Here is an 18,933-nt window from a genome sequence, read left to right as displayed (position 1 = left end):
CTTTTATTTTCGTATTAAACCGACTACATTGGGCGTGACGGAGGCGCATGGTCCAAATGTAATCGAAAAACCGACTACATTGGGTGCGCGCGGCGTCCATGGGCCGAATTTCTCCAGGCTGACACCATTGATGCCTAAATATCTAAAATTCACATTAAATACATTTATGCTATCATATTACTCAAAAAAGACAGGCGGTGCAGGTGTGCAGAATATCAAAGTCTATCATTATGATGCGTTCAGCAGCATTCCAAACAAGGGAAACCCGGCAGGGGTTGTGCTGGACGGCGAGGGTCTGACGGAGGAGCAAATGCAGGAGATCACAGCGAAGGTAGGCTTCAATGAGACAGCGTTTCCGTTAAAATCCAATCAGGCGGATCTCAGAATACGCTATTTTACCCCGGGGCATGAGATTAATCTCTGCGGCCACGGGACGATGGCGTTGTTGTATGCTATGAAGACAAAGGGGCTGCTTGGAGACGCCAGCGAGCTGACCATCGAGACCAAGGCGGGAGTCTTGCCCATCCGCATCACAGAAGACCATGGCGGGCTCTATATGACAATGAGGCAGGCCAGCCCGCAGTTCAAGCCTTTTAACGGATCGCTTGAGGACCTGGCCCGCTCGATTGGCCTCGAACCCGGTGATATAGACGGGACGCTCCCCGTGTTGTACGGCAGCACCGGAACGTGGACCTTACTTGTCCCGATTACAAGTCTTGACGCCTTCACCCGGATGGTGCCGGATAACAAGCGGTTCCCCGAGGTGCTGAAGGAGATGCCCCGCTCGTCCATTCACCCGTTCTGCCTGGAGACGTATGATCCTGAGGCGCATATGCACGCCCGCCATTTCTCCTCCCCCTTCTCAGGGACGGTTGAGGACCCGGTTACAGGCACCGCCTCCGGGGTGATGGGGGCTTATTATTCCAGGTACATCGGCGGACAAGAACCAGCCTCCTCCTTTGAGCTGCTGGTTGAGCAGGGCCTTGAGATCGGCAGGGACGGCAGAGTCAGGGTGTCCGTGTCGGACAACGGCAACACTATAGAAGTGACGGGCAACGCGGTGTATGTGAATGAATTTGATGTGACGCTGTGATCCCTCATTCCTATGATTTGTCAGTTCTCCCCCTTGCCATACTGTAATCCCGCCTGATAGGCCTGTTCCAGCAACGCCTCACGATGTCCGGGTGCGGAACTCGCAGTCTCGTAGAGGAATTCTACCTTGGAGTCTGTGATTCCGCAGTAATCGGCAATTCCCACGTTAAGCAGACGGTCAATCGCTTCATCATAGCTGCGCTTTTTCATCTGCGCCTCGGATACGCCTGCCAGCGCCAGCCATAGCGCACGATAACCCTGCAGATTATTTGTGCCGTAGGCAATCCTGTTGTTCACCACCCGGTCGATATACCCCTTCAGCATGGCCGGCAGATGCCACCACCACAGCGGAAACACAAATGCCAGCCCGTCATGCTGCCGCACCCGCTCCATTTCCCGCTCTAATTCAGGAGAATAGGGCTGTTCCTCTTCACCTGCGGTCATATGGAGTTCCTCCATTCCTTGCAATACAGGGTCAAACCCGATTCCATGCAAATCCAATATCTCATAATCATGGCCGGCCTGGCTCAATCCCTCAGCGAAACGGCGGGCAGCCTGGAAGGTCAGGGAATCCTGTCTCGGATGCGATACGACGATTAATATGCTCATGTTAGTATCTTCACTACCTTTCTTATCTAACAGGTTTGTAGCCTTGTTGCGTGGCTGATGCTATTATATACAGGAATCATACTTACCCGGAAGTACGCACCTTGATGTGCTATAGGAAGATAATCGCACCTTAGGAACCTTGAGGTTCCCTACATAATGGAGGCAGAAGCAATGACCGAGCAGCGTGAAGATCACGTTCCGAAGAAGTACAAAGTTGGCGTAGAGGCGGCGCTGGAAGTGATGGGCGGCAAGTGGAAGCCGTTAATTATCTACCATCTCATGACCGGACAGAAGCGCACCTCCGAGCTGCTGCGGCTCATTCCCGGCATCACCCAGAAGGTGCTGACCGCCCAGTTAAGAGGCCTGGAGAGCGATGAGATTATCTCGCGGACCATCTACCAGGAGATCCCGCCCAGGGTGGAGTATGAGCTGACGGCCTACGGCTGGGGGCTGAAGCCCGCGCTGGACCTGTTATGCTACTGGGGCGAGGAGCATCTGGACAAGATTTATGGCGACAGATCCAGGGTGCTGGAGGATTTTTAGGCAGCAGAGACAGAGACAGACGAGAGGGGTTCAGGCATGGATTTTACAAGTATAACGTCCATTATCACGGTTATTAATATCATTCTGGCGTTAGGGTTTCTGTTCATTGAGCGGAGAGAGGCGGGGTATACCTGGGCTTGGCTGATGGTGCTGTTCTTCATCCCGATCCTGGGGTTCATTCTGTACATCTTCTTCGGGCGCAATCTGAAAAAGAAAAATTTCTACAAGCTCTTCCTAGAAGAGCAGGAATATGTGCAGGCGGAAGCGGATAAGCAATTGACGGCCTTCGCGGAAGGGGCGGATGACCAGTCGCAGCTATTGCAGAACTATGCCCAGCTCGTCAACATGAATATCCGGTCGTCCCACGGCCTGTTGTCGAGCGATAACGAGATTGTGATCTACAGTGACGGCCACCAGAAGTTCGCCGCCTTGTTCGAGGATATCCGCACGGCCCGCTCCGAGATCAACATTCAATATTACATCATTCAGCCGGACCACCTGGGCCGGAAGCTGAGGGATATGCTGATCGTGAAGGCCAGGGAGGGCGTGAAGGTGCGTCTATTGTATGATGAGGTGGGGTCGAAGCGGATTTCGCGGCATTTTTTCCGGGAATTACGTGCTGCGGGGGGAGAGGTGGAGGTGTTCTTCCCGTCCCTGCTCAAGCCGCTGAACTTCCGGATCAACAACAGAAACCACCGCAAGCTGTGTATTATTGACGGGCGGACCGCGTATATCGGCGGGTTCAATGTGGGGGATGAGTACCTGGGGCTGGACAAGAAATTCGGCTATTGGCGTGACACTCATCTGCGGATCACCGGACATGCCGTCAGCCATATTCAGGGCCGCTTCATTCTCGACTGGCATCAGGCCGGGAAGCATGAGCGCGGGGATTACGGGGAGTTCCAGTTTAATACGAAGGAGCACACAGGGAACAGTCCGGTCCAGATTATTACCAGCGGCCCCAATTCGTCCACCGAGCATCTGAAGAATATGTACATCAAGCTTATTTTATCGGCCAAGAAAAGTGTGTACATCCAGACCCCATACTTCATACCGGACACCAGCTTCATGGATGCCTGCAAAATCGCCCTGCTCTCCGGAGTCGATCTGCAGATCATGATCCCAAACAAGCCTGACCATCCATTTGTGTACTGGGCCACCTGGGCGTATGCCGGCGATCTGCTGAATTACGGGGCCAAAATCCTGCTCTACGAGAACGGCTTCCTCCACGCCAAAACCATTGTGGCCGACGGAGAGGTCGCCTCAGTAGGGACGATGAATATCGATTCGCGCAGCTTCCGGCTGAACTTCGAGGTAAATGCGATAATCTATGACCGGCAGATCGCGGAGCAGCTTGAGGATATTTTCCTGAATGATGTCCGGCTGTGTTCTGAGCTTACCCCTGAACGTTATGCGCAGCGCTCGCTGGTGATTAAGCTGAAGGAAGGCATATCGCGGCTGCTGTCGCCTATTTTGTAAGTTGAGATGGGCAGCTGTACCTTATAAGAGGAGGAAAAACAGATGGGGATGCGGGGCCAATATGTGCTGGCCGATGAGGATAGCGGGCTGCTGGACTTCTACCGGAAGGCAGCGGCGGCCGGGAAGCATGTTATTTTCAGTGTAGTGTAAGTTTGGCCGCGCGAAGCCCCGGGCCTTCTCAGGAGGGAGAGGACCCGGTCTTCAGGCTTTTTTGCAGGTAATATTTCGTCTGGCCTTCATTGGGGCAGTCCTTGATTTCCCCGAAGATCTCATACCCCTGTTTCCGATAAAAATGCGGCGCCTGCCAGCTCATCGTGGTCAATTCGCTCACCTTACAGCCGCGCTCTGCTGCTCTGGCTTCCAACTCCTTCAGCAGCGTTCCGCCGAGACCATGCCCCCTGTATCCGGGATCAACGGCCAGCAAATGCACATTCAGGATATTCCAGACGATATCCCCGGTAATGCCGCCAACGAAGACTCCGTTCTCATAGGCGGCTAGAGAGATCACCTCGCGCTGATACGACGGGATGCTGCTGTCCATGCGGCGGCTGTGCTCCTCCAGCAAGCGGGAGATTTCCTGCTGATTCTGTTCAAGCTCCATTTCAATGATGTTCATAGGAATCACTCCTTCTCGAAGTAAATATAACATAACAGAGCCTGCGGCATGAAGCCGCAGGCTCTGTTGGTGCAGGGGAAGACAGGAGAGATTAATGCTGCTTCTGTCCGCTCTCTGCGTTCAGTCTGGCGATCAGCTTATCGCCTTCTACATCAAGGTTCGGCAGCAGGCGGTCCAGCCATTTCGGCAGCCACCAGGCTTTGTCGCCGAAGACGGCCATGACGGCCGGAACGAGCGTCATCCGGATGATGAAGGCATCGATCAGAATGCCGAAGGCCAGGGCGAAGCCGATCTGCTTGATCATCGCGTCAGGGGCGAAGATGAAGCCGGCAAAGACGGATACCATGATGACTCCTGCGGCCAGGACCACACGGCTGGCCAGATCATAGCCGTGAATGACGCTGTCCTTGCCGTGGCGGCCGTGGACATAAGCCTCACGCATCGAGCTGACGAGGAAGACCTGGTAGTCCATAGCCAGCCCGTACAGGATGCCTGTGACCAGAATCGGCATGAAGCTCAGCAGCGGTCCGCCGGTATCGAAGCCGAACAGCGAGTGCAGCCATCCCCATTGATAGACCGCCGTGGTCACGCCGAAGGTGGCCAGAATGCTTAGCACGAAGCCGAGCGTGGCTTTGATTGGAACGATAATCGAGCGGAAGACCAGCAGCAGAATGATCAGCGACAGAATGACTATGATGCCGACATAGACCGGGAAGGCTTCAGCCAGCTTGGAAGACATATCAATGTTGATGGCGGTGAAGCCGGTCACGCCCAGAGTAATATTGTTGCCGTCCGTCAGAGCGGAGGCCGGATCACGCAGCTCCTCTACTAGGTCTCTGGTTGCGGTGTCTGTAGGCCCCGTCTTCGGAATCAGACTGATAATGGCGATATCACCGGCGGGATTCGTGCCCAGCGGTGAGACCAGGGTCACATTATCGTGCATTTGCAGCTCTTGAATCAGTTTGCCCAGGACAGGCATGGAAATTTTGTCGGACGGATTCTTCGGCTCAGCGACCAGCAGCAGCGGTCCGTTGAAGCCTTCGCCGAAGCCCTTGGAGATTACATCATAGCTCTGGCGGGCAGGTGTATCCAGGTTCGCTGAGGCGCCGGACGGGATGCCCAGCTCCATTTTGCTGACCGGGATAGCAGCTGTTCCCAGCACCAGCACGACGAGAATAATGATGGCCCAGCGGAATTTCACAGTGGCATTCGCCCAGCGGTGCGAGAAGCTGTGCTGCGCTTGCTTGGCGGCGGCCGTCTGCTTGGTCCGGGCTTTGGCGGTCACGATCTTCTCGCCGACCAGTCCGAGCAGTGCAGGCAGCAGGGTTAATGCCAGCAGAACATTGACCAGCACACTGGCCGCTGCTACAAGCGCCATCGTGGACAGGAAGCCGATGCCGATAACGAGCATCCCGCACAGGGCAATAATAACGGTCAGTCCGGCGAAGAACACCGCGCTTCCCGCCGTACCCAGCGCCCGGCTGGCGGCTTCCCCGGCGCTTAGCTTCTCATCAAGAATGAGGCGGCGCTGCCGGTTCACAATGAACAGCGAGTAGTCGATCCCTACAGCCAGACCGATCATTACGGCCAGTACCGGGGTGATGTCGTTCATCTGGATCAGGCTGCCCAGCGCGAAGGCGCCTCCGACACTGATGGCCACGCCCAGCAGCGCAGTAATCAGCGGCAGACCGGCGGCCACCACCGAGCCCAGCGTCATGAATAATACGATGGCGGCGACGGCAACTCCGATAGCTTCGGTGGAGCCGATGGCCGGAATGCTTTTGAGCGAATCGCTTGGAATCGCTGTAATCCCGGAGCCGGACTGTTCGACCTCGGTCACTGTGTCGATGATATCATCCGGCACATTGGAGGGCAGCGAGGTCTGCTGCACGGTGAACTGGAACTGGAACAAGGCAATATTGCCGTCCGCCGACAGCATTACGCCGGGAACAGGCATGCCGTCAGCCATCAGCGGGCCGAACGGGACCGCTTGGGCCGCGGCAGCGCCTTGGCCTGCGGCGGCAGCGGAAGGATCGGCGGCAGCACCTTGGCCTGCGGCGGCAGCAGAAGGATCGGTAGCGCCTTGACCAGCCGCAGCAGCTGCTTGGGCAGCCAGCTCAGCAGGGTTGATGACATACTCCATGCTGTACACATCATTGATCGCCTTCAGCAGCAACGCAGCGCGCTCCGGCGTGTCCAGCCGTTCGCCTTCAGGTGCAGTGAAGGCTACACTTGCCTGACCTCCGGCCGCAGCGGGCAGCTCTTTGGACAGCTTATCCAGCACTTTTTGCGACTCGGTGCCTTCAATTTTCATCTCGGAGCTGGACTGAATGCCGTTCACTCCGATAAGGGTGCCGATCACACCGAGTATGACGATCCAGACAGCAATGAACATCCAGGGCCTGGCATAAGCCGATTTGCCTAAACGGTATAGAAAAGTAGACATGAATGGTTTCTCCTCTGTATCTCTAAATTTAGAAGCCGTTGCGTAAGTAAGCGAACATCGAATTCAAATATTGGTCAAACGGCATAGCTTCGGAGTCTGCACTCAGCTGCTCGCCCGGCAGCATCACATTCAGCCGTCCGTCCAGAATGGGCACGAAGGCCCCGTAGACGGCACCGGCCAGCAGGTGGGTATATCCATCGGCATACCGTCCATGGGTGAACTGCTCCAGCGTCTCCTGGGCGGTGATCTGCAAATGCCGGAAGACATTGAGAATGTAAGGCTCCAGGGACGGATGCTGATGCGCCAGGGAGACGAACTGCCGCAGCTTATGCAGGAACTCCGAGGTGAATTGGAGTTTCAGCAGATTGTACAGGACATCGAGCGGCGTAGCATCCGGCGGCTGAGCGGCCAGCGTGTGATCCGCCTCTTCTTTCTCTTTGGCTGCAATATTGCCAATGAAATAAGCGGCGACCGCCTCCTCCTTGCAAGAGAAGTAATTGGCAAAGGTCCGCCGGGAATAACCGGCCTTCTGCACCACATCGTCCACAATGAAGCCGTCCATGCCGTGCTCAAGCGCAAGCTCAAAGGCGGCGGTGGACAAGGCGTAGGCGGTGGCCTCCTTTTTTTTGTCCCGCAGGTTCAGTTTGGAATTCAAGCTTCCTGTTTCCTCCTTTCTGCTGCTATTGCGCTGAATAGCATGGGTTGAATAGTAATAGCTATAGGTTATATTATTGCCCAAAGGGCAATGTTGCACAATGAGCATCTAGTGACGGAAATGTGAATATTTCAAATTTTACGAATAAACCCGCTTTCGCAAAAAGGCGCAAGAACGAGCAAATCCCCGGCCGCATAAGAGCGCAGCGCAAGAATGCGCCTTCATTCGTATAGGGACGGCGGGTTTGGCTTCTTTTGCCAACTGCCGCGTTTTACTTTGCCGGGCCGCAGGCGTAAGATTCAATCATCAACCGAATGACATAACACTGTTCTCACAGGCGGCTGAATTCCGTTACGGGAACGGGGGAACCAACGGGTGAAGCGGCGGAAGTGATGCTGCTGCACTCTGGGGTGAATCCTTACTGCGTGCTGCTATGACACCGGTAAGGTAGGGCAATCTCGCTGCCCGAATCCGTCAGCTAACCCCGTAAGCCTCGAAGAGAGAGGATGAGCGCCATGATCGATTAACCGACCACGGAGAGCCCTGTTGCTGCTGTGGTCTTTTTGCTGTACGGGTAAGGGAGGAAGCCCTCAGGTTGCGCTTGAAGTGGCTGGGGGGAAGGAGCCGGAAGTTTACTGGGGGCGAAGAGTGGACGGGAGTTAGAGTTAATGAAGAGCACTAGTGCACCCGAACCACCTTGCGCCTCCGCTCCCATCTAACCAAGCAGTCCTGCTTGGAAACCCAGGCGGATTAGTAACGGCGATAGTAATACAACATCTTATAACAACAATAATTAATCACTTGACTCATCACCACAATCCACTGAAAGGAGGGGATTACCATCGCTACTGTATTCATCGTCTGCTTCTGGGCGGGGCTGGTGCTCCTGCTCAGCGGCAGTATTCACGGGCATGGCCTGGCGGGACATATCCATGCGGGTGGCAGTGATGCCGGAGGGCCGGGGGTACTGCCGATTCTGCCGCTGATGGTGTCGGTCACCGTCTGGGGCGGCACGGGTTACATGCTGACAAAATTCAGCGGGATGCAATTGCTGCCAGTGGTGCTGGTCTGCACCGTGATTGCCCTGCTGCCGGGCATTCTGCTCTATACGGTGCTGGCCCGGATCATGACCCGGTACGACAGCAGCATGAGTGAATGGGAGTATGACCCGGCCGGTCAGCTCGGATATATTAGCATCGCCGCAGCGGACGGAGCCGTCGGGGAGATGAAATATGTGCTGCTCGGCACCATGCGCTCCATCGGCGTAAGGGCTGAACCCGGACAGGAGCTGAACCGGGGCGACCGGGTGATTATTGTGCGGGTGGAGAAGGGGCTTGCAGCGGTAACGCTTTTTGAACGGGAAATGGGACAAATTGAATAGGGAGTGTCGGAGCTAATGTTAATTCTCTATGTTACTGGAGCAATCGTTGTAGTGATTCTGCTGGTCCTGTCCAGCATCGTGACCGCGTATAAGAAGGTACCGCCCAACCAGGCAATGATCGTATACGGCCTCGGCGGCAAAAGAGTGGTGCAAGGCGGCGGGACCTTCGTCATCCCCGGCTTTCAGAACAATAAGACCATCTCGATGATGCTGATGAGCTTCGATGTCATTCCGGCGCAGGCCATGTTCTCCCGGCAGGGCATCAAGCTCAACCTGGAGGCCGTCGCCCAGATTAAGATCAAAAGCGATCCCACCGCAATCCTGACCGCCAGCGAGCAGTTCATTGACCGGCCGGAGGAGGACCGCGAGACGATTATCCTGCATTCGGTGGAAGGCCATCTGCGCGGACTGATCGGCCAGCTGTCGGTCGAATCGATTCTGAAGACCCCGGATGAGATCAACAGCAAGATGCGGGAGACCTGCTCAGAGGACCTCGACAAAATGGGGCTGGAGGTCGTCAGCTTCACCATCAAAAAGATTACCGATGACAAAGGGTACATCGACAATATGGGGGTACCCGAGATTGAACGTATCCGCCGTGATGCCAGCATTGCCAAAGCGGAGGCAGAGCGCGACATCCAGATCAAGCAGGCTGAGGCGGAGAAGGAATCCTCGATTGCCAAAGCCAATGCCCACCAGGCGACGATAGAAGCGGGAACGGCAGCCCGTGCGAAGGAATCCCTGTTCGAGAAGGAGCTGAATATTAAGCAGGCCGACTTCAAGCTGGAGACCGAAGTGAAGAAGGCGCAGGCGGATCTGGCTTACGAACTGCAACAGAACAAGATCAAGCAATCGCTGGTCACCGAGCAGGTCAAAATCACCCAAATGGAAGCCGAAGCCAACCGGACGGTCCGCGAGATTGAAGTTGAGCTGAAGCAGAAGGAGCTGGAGGCGACAGTGATCAAGCCGGCTCAGGCGGAGAATCAGGCGACCATTATGAGAGCGGAAGCCGCCAAGCAGCGGCAGATTCTGGAGGCGGAAGCTGAAGCGGCCACGACGACCAAGCGCGGGCTGGCAACGGCGGAAGCAGAGCTGGCGAAAGGGAAGGCGAATGCGGAGATCGTTCAGCTCGCCGGGGCAGCCGAAGCAGGAGCTTTGCAGAAGAAAGCGGAGGCCTACAAGCAGTTCACGCAAGCGGCGCTGACCGTGGAATTCCTGAAGATTCTGCCGGAGCTGGCCGACAAGATCGCCTCCCCGCTGGCCAAGGTCGACAAGATCACGGTCATCTCCCAGGACGGCGCTTCTTCAGGCGTGAACAAGATTACGGGTGATATCGCCAAAATTATGGCCCAGGTTCCAGAGCTGACCCAGACACTTACCGGCATGAACGTGACTGAGGCGCTCAGCGGACTGCTTGGCCGGGATAAGGAGCAAGGGTAGGACTTGAGAGTTTAAGAACCTTCAGCCAATGAGGGTTCTTTGCCGTTTCTGCCCGTGAATCTTAGATTGACGAACGAAGGAAGGGAGTGGTAATATAAAAAACACAAAAAACCAAAAAACCAAAAAACCAAAAAACAAAAATTCTCGAGGTGCATCTATGCCACTTACAAAACGACGGCTGCAATTATTGGGGCAGCTGGTTGAACTGTATCAGCGCACCAGCCTGCCGATTCATTATGAGACGTTGGCCCGTTCACTCGGAGTCAGTAAATGGACGGCTTATGATATGCTGAAGGAAATCGAAAAGCTCGGGTTTGTAACCCGCAGCTATGAAGTGAACTCCAAGGACACCGGACGTTCTCAGGTAGTGTTTGCTCCAACCGTCAAGGCGTCCGACCTGTTCAAACAAAATTTGAGCGATTCCTTAAATCCGGCGGACTGGGAGCAGACGGTGGCCCATATCCGCAATCTGCTCCAAAGCGTAAAGAATGGCAATGTTAACGACCTGATTCAAAGAATGATGAACGAAATTCCTTCCAAGTCATCCAGCATTGAATTCTGCGGCTATATTCTCGGACTGCTGCTGGTCTATGTGAAGAAGCTGGGCGGTAGAACTGAAATGCTGATCCGTCTTGTGGTCTCCAAAACACCGAAGAGAGAGAACGGAATGCTGATGTTTGTCGGAACGGTTCTCGGGACGGTTATTCAAGCCATCAATGACGAGCTTGGGGACGAATTCACAGAGCTGGTATCCGAATTTCTCCGCATCATGGATCAGCTGTCGAGTCAAGACCAACAACGCTTGTTGGATCTGCTGCACGAAGCTTTAGCTTGACAAAGCTTCTGCTTTTTGAGTTTTTGGGTCTTTTGTGACTTATTAAAATAAATCCGGATGGAAGTGGAGTGCCATATGGGGAGAACAGGACTTGCATTGGGCGGCGGAGCCGTCAGGGGGCTGGCGCATCTGGGCGTATTGAAGGCTTTTGAGAGACATGGTATCCGGATAGACCGGATTGCCGGCACAAGCATGGGCGGGGCCATTGGGGGCCTATATGCAGCAGGCATCTCTGCCGGGGATATTGAACAGCTGCTGCTAAGAACACCGAAATACCGTTTGCTGGATATAGGAATCCGGCACAGGGGCTTGTTTGCCGGCAATACGGTCCATCATACAATCAACGAATTGCTGCAGAGCCGCGGTAAGCATGACCTGCGAATCGAACAATTTCCGGTGGAATTCAGAGCGATTGCCGTAGATCTGATTCGGGGCAAGCAGGTGGTGCTGGATGAAGGTGAGCTGGGCGTTGCACTCCGTGCTACCACCGCATTTCCAGGTGTTTTTGCACCGCTGATGGCTGGGGATCAAATGCTTGTGGACGGCGGGGTATTGAACAACCTGCCGGTGGAGGAGGTGCTGGGCGGGGATATCGATTATGTGATTGCTGTGGACGTGGCGAGAGAGCATGAGAATAAGCCGCCGCGCAATATGTTCGAAGTGGTCTACCGCTCGTATAGTCTAATGACGGCCGAGCGTAAACATGCAAGCCTGAAGCTGGCGGATTATGTGATCCGGCCTGACGTTGGCTCCTATGCAGCCTTTGACTTTACCAAGACACAGGAATGTATCCGAGCGGGAGAGGAGGCTGCCGAACAGAGCATGGAGGAGCTCAAGCATCAAATTCAAATTCGTATAGCAAGTAAATCATGATCTTATAAGGAGCTGGAGACGAATGAGAACAACATTAGATAAAGCGATAATGCTGGGGATTGGCCTGGCGGCTGCGGGGAAAGAACAAATTGAACTAACCGTCGGGGAATTAGTCAAAAAAGGAGAGGTGAGCCGTCAAGAGGCCCGTTCCCTGGCAGATAAGCTCATTCACCGCAAGGAGGCAGAGGAGCAGCGGATGGAAGCGCGGATTACCGGACAGGTTCAGGCGCTATGGTCCGAACACAACCAGGCGGTCTTGGAGGAGCTTGGGCAGTTGAAGCTTCGTGTGCTTGCACTAGAGCACCAAAAAGATCTACATATCTAATGGGGGTGCTTGATTGGGGGTACAAAAAAGGTTCAGACAATTGCAGCGTTACCGGACGATTACGTCCGCAATCGCCCGCAGCGGATTCGGATTCATTGTCCACAGCAGCATTGGAGCAGACGGTGTTTCTGCAGCAAGTGAAACGGATTGGCCGGGTGCAGGCAAGCATATCCGCCTGCTGCTGGAAGAGCTGGGTACTACATTCATCAAGCTGGGACAACTGGCCAGCACCCGGCCGGATCTGGTTCCGCAACCTGTTGTGAAGGAGCTGATCAAGCTTCAGGATGCAGTGCCTCCGTTTCCGTATGCCGATGTATCGAGAGTCATTGAAGAGGAATTGGGAGCTCCGGTCTCACAGCTCTTTCGCTCGTTTGAGCCCGTACCTATGGCTTCCGCCTCGATAGGACAGGTTCATCGTGCAGTTCTGGCAGATGGCAAGGAAGTGGCGGTGAAGATTCAGCGGCCGCAGCTTTCCGCGCTGGTCGAGACAGATCTGGATATCCTGGCAGATCTGGCGCGGCTGGCTGACCGCCGGGGCAGCTGGATGGCCAGCTACAGCCTGACCGAGGTGGTGGAGGAGCTGGGCAGAGGACTGCTTGCCGAGCTTGATTATAGCCAGGAGGCTGCTCATCTGGAACACTTTGCCCGCACGGCGGGCAGGAAGAGCCATCTGCGCATTCCGGCCGTGTACCGGCCGTATTCCAGCAAAAGGGTATTGACCATGGAATATATCGAAGGTATACGCTTATCGAATGTGGAGCAGCTGAGTGAAGAGGGGATACGGACCTGTGTAGTGGCTGAACGGCTCGCAGGTGCTATTTTTCAGCAAATACTCGTTGACGGTGTATTTCATGCCGATCCCCACCCTGGCAATATTCTCGTTCTCTCCGGGGAAGAGATTGCGTTGCTGGATTTCGGGATGGTTGGACGGTTATCTGCGCATACCCAGAAGCATTTCGCTTCCTTCATCATCGCTCTGCGGAACAGAAGCTCCAAAGGCGTAATGCGTGCCATCGAACAGCTCGGCATGATCCCTGAGAAGGTGGACCGGGATAAGCTGTACATAGATGTAGAGGAGATGCGGCTGAAGTTCTACGATATTCCGCTTAAAGATGTGCGCTTGGGAGATATGCTGAATGATTTGTTTGGCGTGGCGTTCAAGCATGGGATACGTGTTCCTTCCGAGTTAACGATGGTTGGCAAAGCCATTCTTACTACAGAAGGAGTAGTTGCTGAGCTGGACCCGGATTTCAGTATGCTGCATGTGGCAGAGCCGATCGGAAGAAGGCTGTATCTGGAACGGCTGAGCCCCTGGGGTTTTTTGAAAAATACATTTGAGGGTGTCCCGGATTATCTGCAGATTATGGGCGAGCTGCCTATAACAATGAAACGTATAACTGCAATGTTAAACAAGGGGAAGGTGCAGGTGGAGGTAGTCTCTCCACAGCTTGAGCAGCTCATGAAGAAGCTGGACCGGATCAGCAATCAGATGTCCTTCAGTATAGTTCTGCTTGCGCTAAGCCTTGTGCTGCTCGGCCTGATTATAGGCTATTCCATCAATGGGGTACCAACAATACTCTGGAGGCTTCCGGTACTGGAAACCGCAATCGTGATCTCACTGTTAATGTTCGCCTGGCTGCTGTATTCCATCTTTCGCTCAGGTCGCTTTTAAGTCGCGTTATGGCTAGTTTTTTGGTTTTTTGTGTGAAGACAATAGAATTGGAGTGAGAGAATTGTTTCTGAAGAATCTTTTTCATAACGCAGGAATGCTGATCACGAGACGGGCTACTCCGATTGTGATCATTATGGCATTGATTACTGGAGGAATGGGGTATGGATTAACCCGTATTGAGGTAAAAACGAATGTGGATATGCTGTTGTCCAAGGATTCGCCGGTGTCCATTCACAATGACCGCTTTCAGCGGCAATTCGGGGGAGAGAGTCTCGTATTGCTGCTGCGCGGAAGTGACAATCTGCTGTTGAATCACGACATACTATCGACGCTGAACAGTCTTCAGCAGGAGCTTGCCGCGGGTGACAGGGTCTTCTCCGTGACCAGCCCGGTATCGATCGCCGAGGTGTATGCCCGGCAGGCTGAGCAGCAATCGAGTCAACTCCAAGAACAAATGTCCCTGCAAATTCAGCAAGCTATGACGGAGGCAACGGCTGCTGTAAAGAATAAAGGGGGAGATGAGAAGCAACAAGCGCAGGCAGCCGATGCCGCCAAACAGCAGGCAGAACAGGCCATCGCTGCTCAATATGGAGAACAAATCCGTCAAATGAACGAGATTGGCGGATTGGCTTCAACGAATGAGGCTTTTGTGCGCTATGCGCTATTTGATGAGTCAGGTGCACCGCAAACAGCCGTTGCCCAGCTGCTTTCCGAGAATGGCCACAGTGTTCTATTTAATATCCAGCTGGAGAGCGGTTTGAGCTTACAAGAAATGTCGGATGCGACCGATCAGCTGGAACTGATCATTGCGGAGCATTCCATTGCTGAAACCCATTCTTTATTTTCCGGAATACCTGCCATTTCCAAAACCATAGACGACTTCATCTCGAAAGATATTGTTACTATGCTGCTGACCGTTATAATCTTAATGATCATCGTGCTGCTGCTTATATTCCCGGTCCGCTGGCGTTTGCTGTCGTTACCTGTGGTTATGGTAGGAATGGTGTGGGTGTTCGGCTTGATGGGCTACATCGGTATGCCGCTGAGCATAGCAACAATGGCGCTGTTACCTATCCTGATCGGTCTGGGGACAGACTTTGCACTGCAGTTCCATAACCGCTACGAAGAGGAATTGGTCAAAAAAGGGGATTCACCCAAAGCAATGGCTGCTGCGGTAAGACATATGGCTCCTGCTGTGGGTATAGCGGTCATCATTATGTCTGCGGGTTTCCTGACCCTGCTATTTTCGGAGATGCCGATGATCAAGGACTTTGGCCTAATGCTGGCAATTGGCGTATGTATCATGTACGCGGTGAGTCTTGGTCTCCTCCTTCCCCTGCTTATTCTTAGAGACCGGAAGGGCATCAAGCTGCGTACAGGAAAAGCTGACAATGTGGTCGAACGCGCCCTTGGTGGCTTGGCGAAGTACGTAATCGAGCATCCCAAAGCGATGCTGATCCTTCCCCTTATCGTGGCTATTGCAGGCTTCAGTGTGGATCACAAACTGAATGTGGAGAGTAACATTGAGAAGCTCATGCCGCAAAAGGTGCCTGCTCTGGTTGAATTGAATGAGATCCGCGAGGTGATGGACAACTCCTTGACCCTGGATTGGATGATCGAAGCACAGGATGTGACAGAGCCGGAAATTATACAGTGGATGGATATGTTCCAAAAGCAGGCCGTTACCGGGAATCCGGAGATACAGGGAAGCTCAAGTATCATTAATGCCATGTCTGCAATCCAGCCGGAGGTTGTCACAGCTGATTCAGCTACGATAGCGAAGATTCTGGCTCAGCTTCCCACTGAGATGACGGCTCCGTATTTGTCGGAGGACCGGAGAATGGCTCATATCCGTTTTACTATAGATAATATCAGTACGCAGGACCAAGAGCAGCTGCTTAGCCGCTTAGAGAACTATAGCAATCTTCCTGATGGAGTCCGTGCCCATTCCGTGGGTATTCAAGTGCTGCAGGTCAAAGCTCTGAATGGTCTGACGGATAGCCGGCACACATCGTTATTTTCCGGATTACTGGCTATTATGGCAGGACTGTTTTTTGTGTACCGTAATTTAAAGCGGGCCTTTTTCCCGATTCTACCTATCATCCTGGTTAATGGCTGGTCGACAGCATTGCTCTTCATACTGGGTATAGATATCAACCCGCTAACCGCTGTTCTTGGTGCGCTTGTGCTGGGCATTGGTACAGAATTCACAATCCTGTTCATGGAACGGTATCTGGAAGAGAAAGCCAACGGATTGGATATAAAGGCAGCTATAATTACGGCGATGACAAAAGTAGGGCGGGCGGTTACAGCTTCGGGTCTCACTGTCGTAGGCGGCTTCAGCGCACTGATGTTTACTAACTTTGAAGTGGTTAAGCTTTTTGGGGTGACTACTGTGCTGGATACGTTACTGTGCCTGCTCAGCACCTTGATTGTCCTTCCGGCGATTATTGTTCTATTGGATAAAGACAAAGAGCAGGCATTGCTTGATCAAAGTTAACAGAAGGTGCTTGTTCGATGTGAATGAGTATCCACAATAAAAAAGAACTTCAGCCTCTACGGAGACTAAAGTTCTTTTGCTTTGTTAGTGAATCCCCGCTCGGGGGGAGCTATTCTGCTTAGGATTAACGCTGAACTGCTCTTAACCGGTAGGTGCAGCTGGCGTAATCCCCGCGCAGGTCGGAGACCACAAGACCGATACGCATCAGGCGGTCACCGCCCAGCGGTGTGCCGTCAAAGGCGGTCTGGAATGGAGCGGAGCTGACGCCATTTGCAGGTGCAGAGGCTTCTGCGCCGCCGTGGATATGCCCGTTGCTGCCTTTTGCCCCCGTCTCAATGACATAATCCAGTTCGGGATTAAGTCCTTTGAGCGTAAGGCGCGAGATTGGAGGATTCGGTATGGCCAGCACCCGGAAATAAGCGACGAAGGCTTCGGTCTTGTCCTCGCTGACGAACATCCAAGCTGTCTCTCCGCTGCCCTCGAATGGGCTAAGCAAGCGGTACATCTCGCCCTGCTGGACAAGAGTGCGGATCTCCTTGTACTGGGCAATCTGCCGGGCCGCCAGCTCGGCCTCCGCTTCAGTGAATTTCGTCAGGTCCAGCTCATAGCCGAAGTTGCCGCTCATCGCCACATCCCCGCGTGTAGCCAGGGTGGTGATGCGGTCTACCTGATGGTTCGGAACGGCAGATACATGTGCGCCCATGCTGCTGGCCGGATAGACGATACTGGTGCCGTACTGGATCGCCAGGCGCTCCACCGCATCGGTGTTGTCGCTGGTCCAGGTCTGCGGCATATAGAACAGCATCCCCGGATCGAACCGGCCGCCGCCGCCGGAGCAGCTCTCGAACAGAATATCCGGGAAACGGGAGGTCAGACGCTCCAGCAGATCATACAGGCCCAGCATATAGCGGTGGGCAGTTTCCTGCTGCCGTTCGGGATTGGCGCCCGCTGAAGCAATCTCGGTCATGTTGCGGTTCATATCCCATTTGACATAGCTTATCGGTGCACTGGAGAAGACCGTGCTTAATGTCTCATACAGATAATCGCATACCTCCGGGCGGGAGAGATCCAGGATCAGCTGGTTCCGCCCTTCCGTGCGGCGGCGTCCTGCGGCATGCAGGCACCAGTCCGGGTGCTTGCGGTATAGCTCACTGTCGGGCGAGACCATCTCCGGCTCCACCCACAGTCCGAACTGGAGGCCTTCCCGGTTCACCCGGCCTGCCAGATCATCCAGCCCTTCGGGCAGCTTGCGGCGGTCCTCGAACCAGTCGCCGAGCGAGCTGTCGTCCTTGTCGCGCCGTCCGAACCAGCCGTCGTCAAGCACGAACAGCTCAATGCCGAGCGGGCCTGCTGCTTTGGCGATGGTGGCGATTTTGTCGGCATCGAAGTCGAAGTAGGTCGCCTCCCAGTTGTTGACCAGAATCGGCCGGGCCTGGTCGCGGTAGACCCCACGGCAGAGCCGGGTCCGGTAGAGACGGTGGTACGTGCGCGACATGCCGCCGAGGCCTTCGCCGGAGTAGACGAGCACCGCCTCCGGGGTCTGGAAGGACTGGCCAGGCTCCAGCAGCCAGGAGAAGTCAAACGGATTGATCCCGATGCTTACCCGGGTCTGTCCGAACTGCTCCACATCGGCCGTGGCGCTGAAGCTGCCGCTGTAGACCAGGCTGAAGCCATAGACATCGCCCTGGTCCTCATCCGCACCGGAGCGCAGCAGCGCCAGGAACGGGTTGGCCTGATGGCTGCTCGAACCGCGGCGGCTCTCCAGAGAGAGGGCGGCCCCGGGGGTAAGCGGACGGCGCTGAACATGGCGCTCCCGCGCCCAGGCGCCGCTCAGATGCAGCGTGTCATAGGCGGAATCGGCGAAATCGACCGAGGCGCTAAGCGCCTGCTCCAGCCGCAGCGGGACATCCCCTTGATGCTCGAAGCGCACGGAACGGGTGATCGCGCTATGATCGGCGAACACTGTATATAGCAGTCTGACTGTCAGTCCGGCGTAATCGTCCTTCAGGGTAAGCTCAAGGGTCTGCGCTTCCGACTCGTTCTCAGCATATACGGCAGGCAGGCCTTCAAGGGCCGGCTTGCCCGGCGTAATAACATAGCCCACATACTTCAGCTCGGAGATCCGTGTGCCGTCAGCCAGCTGAACCTGGTAAGCCGGACGCCGGAAGTCGCCGCTGCCGTACTGCGGATACTCCTGGGGCAGGGCATCCAGCGAGAGGGAAGGCTTATCCGGCAGCGGGGTCGGCGAGAAGGAAGCGCGTTCGCGCAGCTCCAGCACGCCGGCCAGATTGTTGTCATGGCGAAGCCTAGCGCCCCAGTAGACATGGGCGGGGTAACCTTCGACCAGCTTAATGATGTAGCTGGTGTCTTTGGACTGAAGGTGGAATAAGCCTAGCGTCTCGTCAGCGTAAATGTTCATTGTCATATCGCTCCTTATCGGGTGAGATGCAGGGACAACACGGGTGAG

The 18,933-nt window shown here is 54.7% G+C and carries 15 protein-coding genes and 1 riboswitch; of the genes, 10 read left to right on the top strand and 5 right to left on the bottom strand.

Features of this window, described 5'->3' with window-relative positions:
• Nucleotides 1-205 precede the first annotated feature (205 nt).
• Entirely contained in the window at nt 206-1,093 is an 888-nt protein-coding gene (locus tag MHI24_RS06635; protein ID WP_340024792.1) for a PhzF family phenazine biosynthesis protein, read from the top strand.
• A 20-nt stretch (nt 1,094-1,113) separates the two neighbouring features.
• On the opposite strand, the gene MHI24_RS06630 is transcribed toward MHI24_RS06635, so the two are convergent.
• Nucleotides 1,114-1,701 carry an NAD(P)H oxidoreductase gene (locus tag MHI24_RS06630; protein ID WP_340024791.1) on the bottom strand — a complete coding sequence of 196 codons (588 nt, stop codon included), beginning with the start codon at nt 1,699-1,701 and terminating at the stop codon, nt 1,114-1,116.
• A 171-nt stretch (nt 1,702-1,872) separates the two neighbouring features.
• On the opposite strand from MHI24_RS06630, the gene MHI24_RS06625 reads away from it, so the two are divergent.
• Together MHI24_RS06625 and cls are read left to right on the top strand one after the other, a co-directional pair.
• Nucleotides 1,873-2,244 (top strand): helix-turn-helix domain-containing protein, encoded by a 372-nt coding sequence (locus tag MHI24_RS06625; RefSeq protein ID WP_340024790.1) that lies wholly within the window; start codon nt 1,873-1,875, stop codon nt 2,242-2,244.
• A 36-nt stretch (nt 2,245-2,280) separates the two neighbouring features.
• Nucleotides 2,281-3,723, top strand: coding sequence for a cardiolipin synthase (gene cls, locus MHI24_RS06620; RefSeq protein WP_340024789.1), 1,443 nt, complete (start codon nt 2,281-2,283; stop codon nt 3,721-3,723).
• A gap of 178 nt (nt 3,724-3,901) precedes the next feature.
• Here the strand turns inward: cls and MHI24_RS06615 are convergent, their stop codons facing one another.
• From MHI24_RS06615 to MHI24_RS06605, 3 genes are all read right to left on the bottom strand, one after another.
• Nucleotides 3,902-4,339, bottom strand: a complete 438-nt coding sequence (locus MHI24_RS06615) for a GNAT family N-acetyltransferase (RefSeq protein ID WP_340024787.1) — start codon at nt 4,337-4,339, stop codon at nt 3,902-3,904.
• A 91-nt stretch (nt 4,340-4,430) separates the two neighbouring features.
• A complete protein-coding gene (locus MHI24_RS06610; RefSeq protein ID WP_340024785.1) occupies nt 4,431-6,785 on the bottom strand; it encodes an MMPL family transporter in 2,355 nt (784 codons plus the stop codon).
• A 28-nt stretch (nt 6,786-6,813) separates the two neighbouring features.
• Complete coding sequence (locus tag MHI24_RS06605) at nt 6,814-7,440, bottom strand: TetR/AcrR family transcriptional regulator (RefSeq protein WP_340024784.1); 627 nt, start codon at nt 7,438-7,440, stop codon at nt 6,814-6,816.
• Between the two features lie 329 nt (nt 7,441-7,769).
• Nucleotides 7,770-7,948, top strand: a riboswitch (cyclic di-AMP (ydaO/yuaA leader).
• A gap of 372 nt (nt 7,949-8,320) precedes the next feature.
• Here MHI24_RS06605 and MHI24_RS06600 point away from each other — a divergent pair.
• From MHI24_RS06600 to MHI24_RS06570, 7 genes are all read left to right on the top strand, one after another.
• Nucleotides 8,321-8,821: a hypothetical protein gene (locus tag MHI24_RS06600; RefSeq protein WP_340024783.1), complete on the top strand. Its 501-nt coding sequence runs from the start codon at nt 8,321-8,323 to the stop codon at nt 8,819-8,821.
• Nucleotides 8,822-8,836: 15 nt separating this feature from the next.
• On the top strand, nt 8,837-10,261 hold the full coding sequence (locus MHI24_RS06595; protein ID WP_340024781.1) for an SPFH domain-containing protein: 1,425 nt from the start codon (nt 8,837-8,839) through the stop codon (nt 10,259-10,261).
• Between the two features lie 157 nt (nt 10,262-10,418).
• On the top strand, nt 10,419-11,096 hold the full coding sequence (locus MHI24_RS06590) for an Lrp/AsnC family transcriptional regulator (protein WP_340024780.1): 678 nt from the start codon (nt 10,419-10,421) through the stop codon (nt 11,094-11,096).
• Between the two features lie 75 nt (nt 11,097-11,171).
• A complete protein-coding gene (locus MHI24_RS06585) occupies nt 11,172-11,969 on the top strand; it encodes a patatin-like phospholipase family protein (RefSeq protein WP_340024779.1) in 798 nt (265 codons plus the stop codon).
• Nucleotides 11,970-11,991: 22 nt separating this feature from the next.
• On the top strand, nt 11,992-12,294 hold the full coding sequence (locus MHI24_RS06580) for a hypothetical protein (protein WP_340024778.1): 303 nt from the start codon (nt 11,992-11,994) through the stop codon (nt 12,292-12,294).
• A 13-nt stretch (nt 12,295-12,307) separates the two neighbouring features.
• Complete coding sequence (locus tag MHI24_RS06575; RefSeq protein WP_340024777.1) at nt 12,308-13,966, top strand: AarF/ABC1/UbiB kinase family protein; 1,659 nt, start codon at nt 12,308-12,310, stop codon at nt 13,964-13,966.
• A gap of 61 nt (nt 13,967-14,027) precedes the next feature.
• On the top strand, nt 14,028-16,466 hold the full coding sequence (locus MHI24_RS06570; protein WP_340024776.1) for a hydrophobe/amphiphile efflux-3 (HAE3) family transporter: 2,439 nt from the start codon (nt 14,028-14,030) through the stop codon (nt 16,464-16,466).
• 124 nt (nt 16,467-16,590) lie between these two features.
• Here MHI24_RS06570 and MHI24_RS06565 read toward each other — a convergent pair whose 3' ends face one another.
• Entirely contained in the window at nt 16,591-18,885 is a 2,295-nt protein-coding gene (locus MHI24_RS06565; protein WP_340024774.1) for an alpha-galactosidase, read from the bottom strand.
• Nucleotides 18,886-18,933 lie beyond the last annotated feature (48 nt).

The sequence above is a fragment of the Paenibacillus sp. FSL K6-1096 genome (assembly GCF_037977055.1).
In the GTDB taxonomy this organism is placed as follows: domain Bacteria; phylum Bacillota; class Bacilli; order Paenibacillales; family Paenibacillaceae; genus Paenibacillus_AQ.
Note: the sequence above shows the minus strand (reverse complement) of the source record. Positions and strands in the feature narration are given on the sequence as shown.

Coding starts and splice junctions, on each gene's coding strand:
- MHI24_RS06630 (WP_340024791.1), bottom strand. CDS start 1,701: ATGAGCATATTAATCGTCGTATCGCATCCGAGACAGGATTCCCTGACC.
- MHI24_RS06625 (WP_340024790.1), top strand. CDS start 1,873: ATGACCGAGCAGCGTGAAGATCACGTTCCGAAGAAGTACAAAGTTGGC.
- cls (WP_340024789.1), top strand. CDS start 2,281: ATGGATTTTACAAGTATAACGTCCATTATCACGGTTATTAATATCATT.
- MHI24_RS06615 (WP_340024787.1), bottom strand. CDS start 4,339: ATGAACATCATTGAAATGGAGCTTGAACAGAATCAGCAGGAAATCTCC.
- MHI24_RS06610 (WP_340024785.1), bottom strand. CDS start 6,785: ATGTCTACTTTTCTATACCGTTTAGGCAAATCGGCTTATGCCAGGCCC.
- MHI24_RS06595 (WP_340024781.1), top strand. CDS start 8,837: ATGTTAATTCTCTATGTTACTGGAGCAATCGTTGTAGTGATTCTGCTG.
- MHI24_RS06590 (WP_340024780.1), top strand. CDS start 10,419: ATGCCACTTACAAAACGACGGCTGCAATTATTGGGGCAGCTGGTTGAA.
- MHI24_RS06585 (WP_340024779.1), top strand. CDS start 11,172: ATGGGGAGAACAGGACTTGCATTGGGCGGCGGAGCCGTCAGGGGGCTG.
- MHI24_RS06580 (WP_340024778.1), top strand. CDS start 11,992: ATGAGAACAACATTAGATAAAGCGATAATGCTGGGGATTGGCCTGGCG.
- MHI24_RS06565 (WP_340024774.1), bottom strand. CDS start 18,885: ATGAACATTTACGCTGACGAGACGCTAGGCTTATTCCACCTTCAGTCC.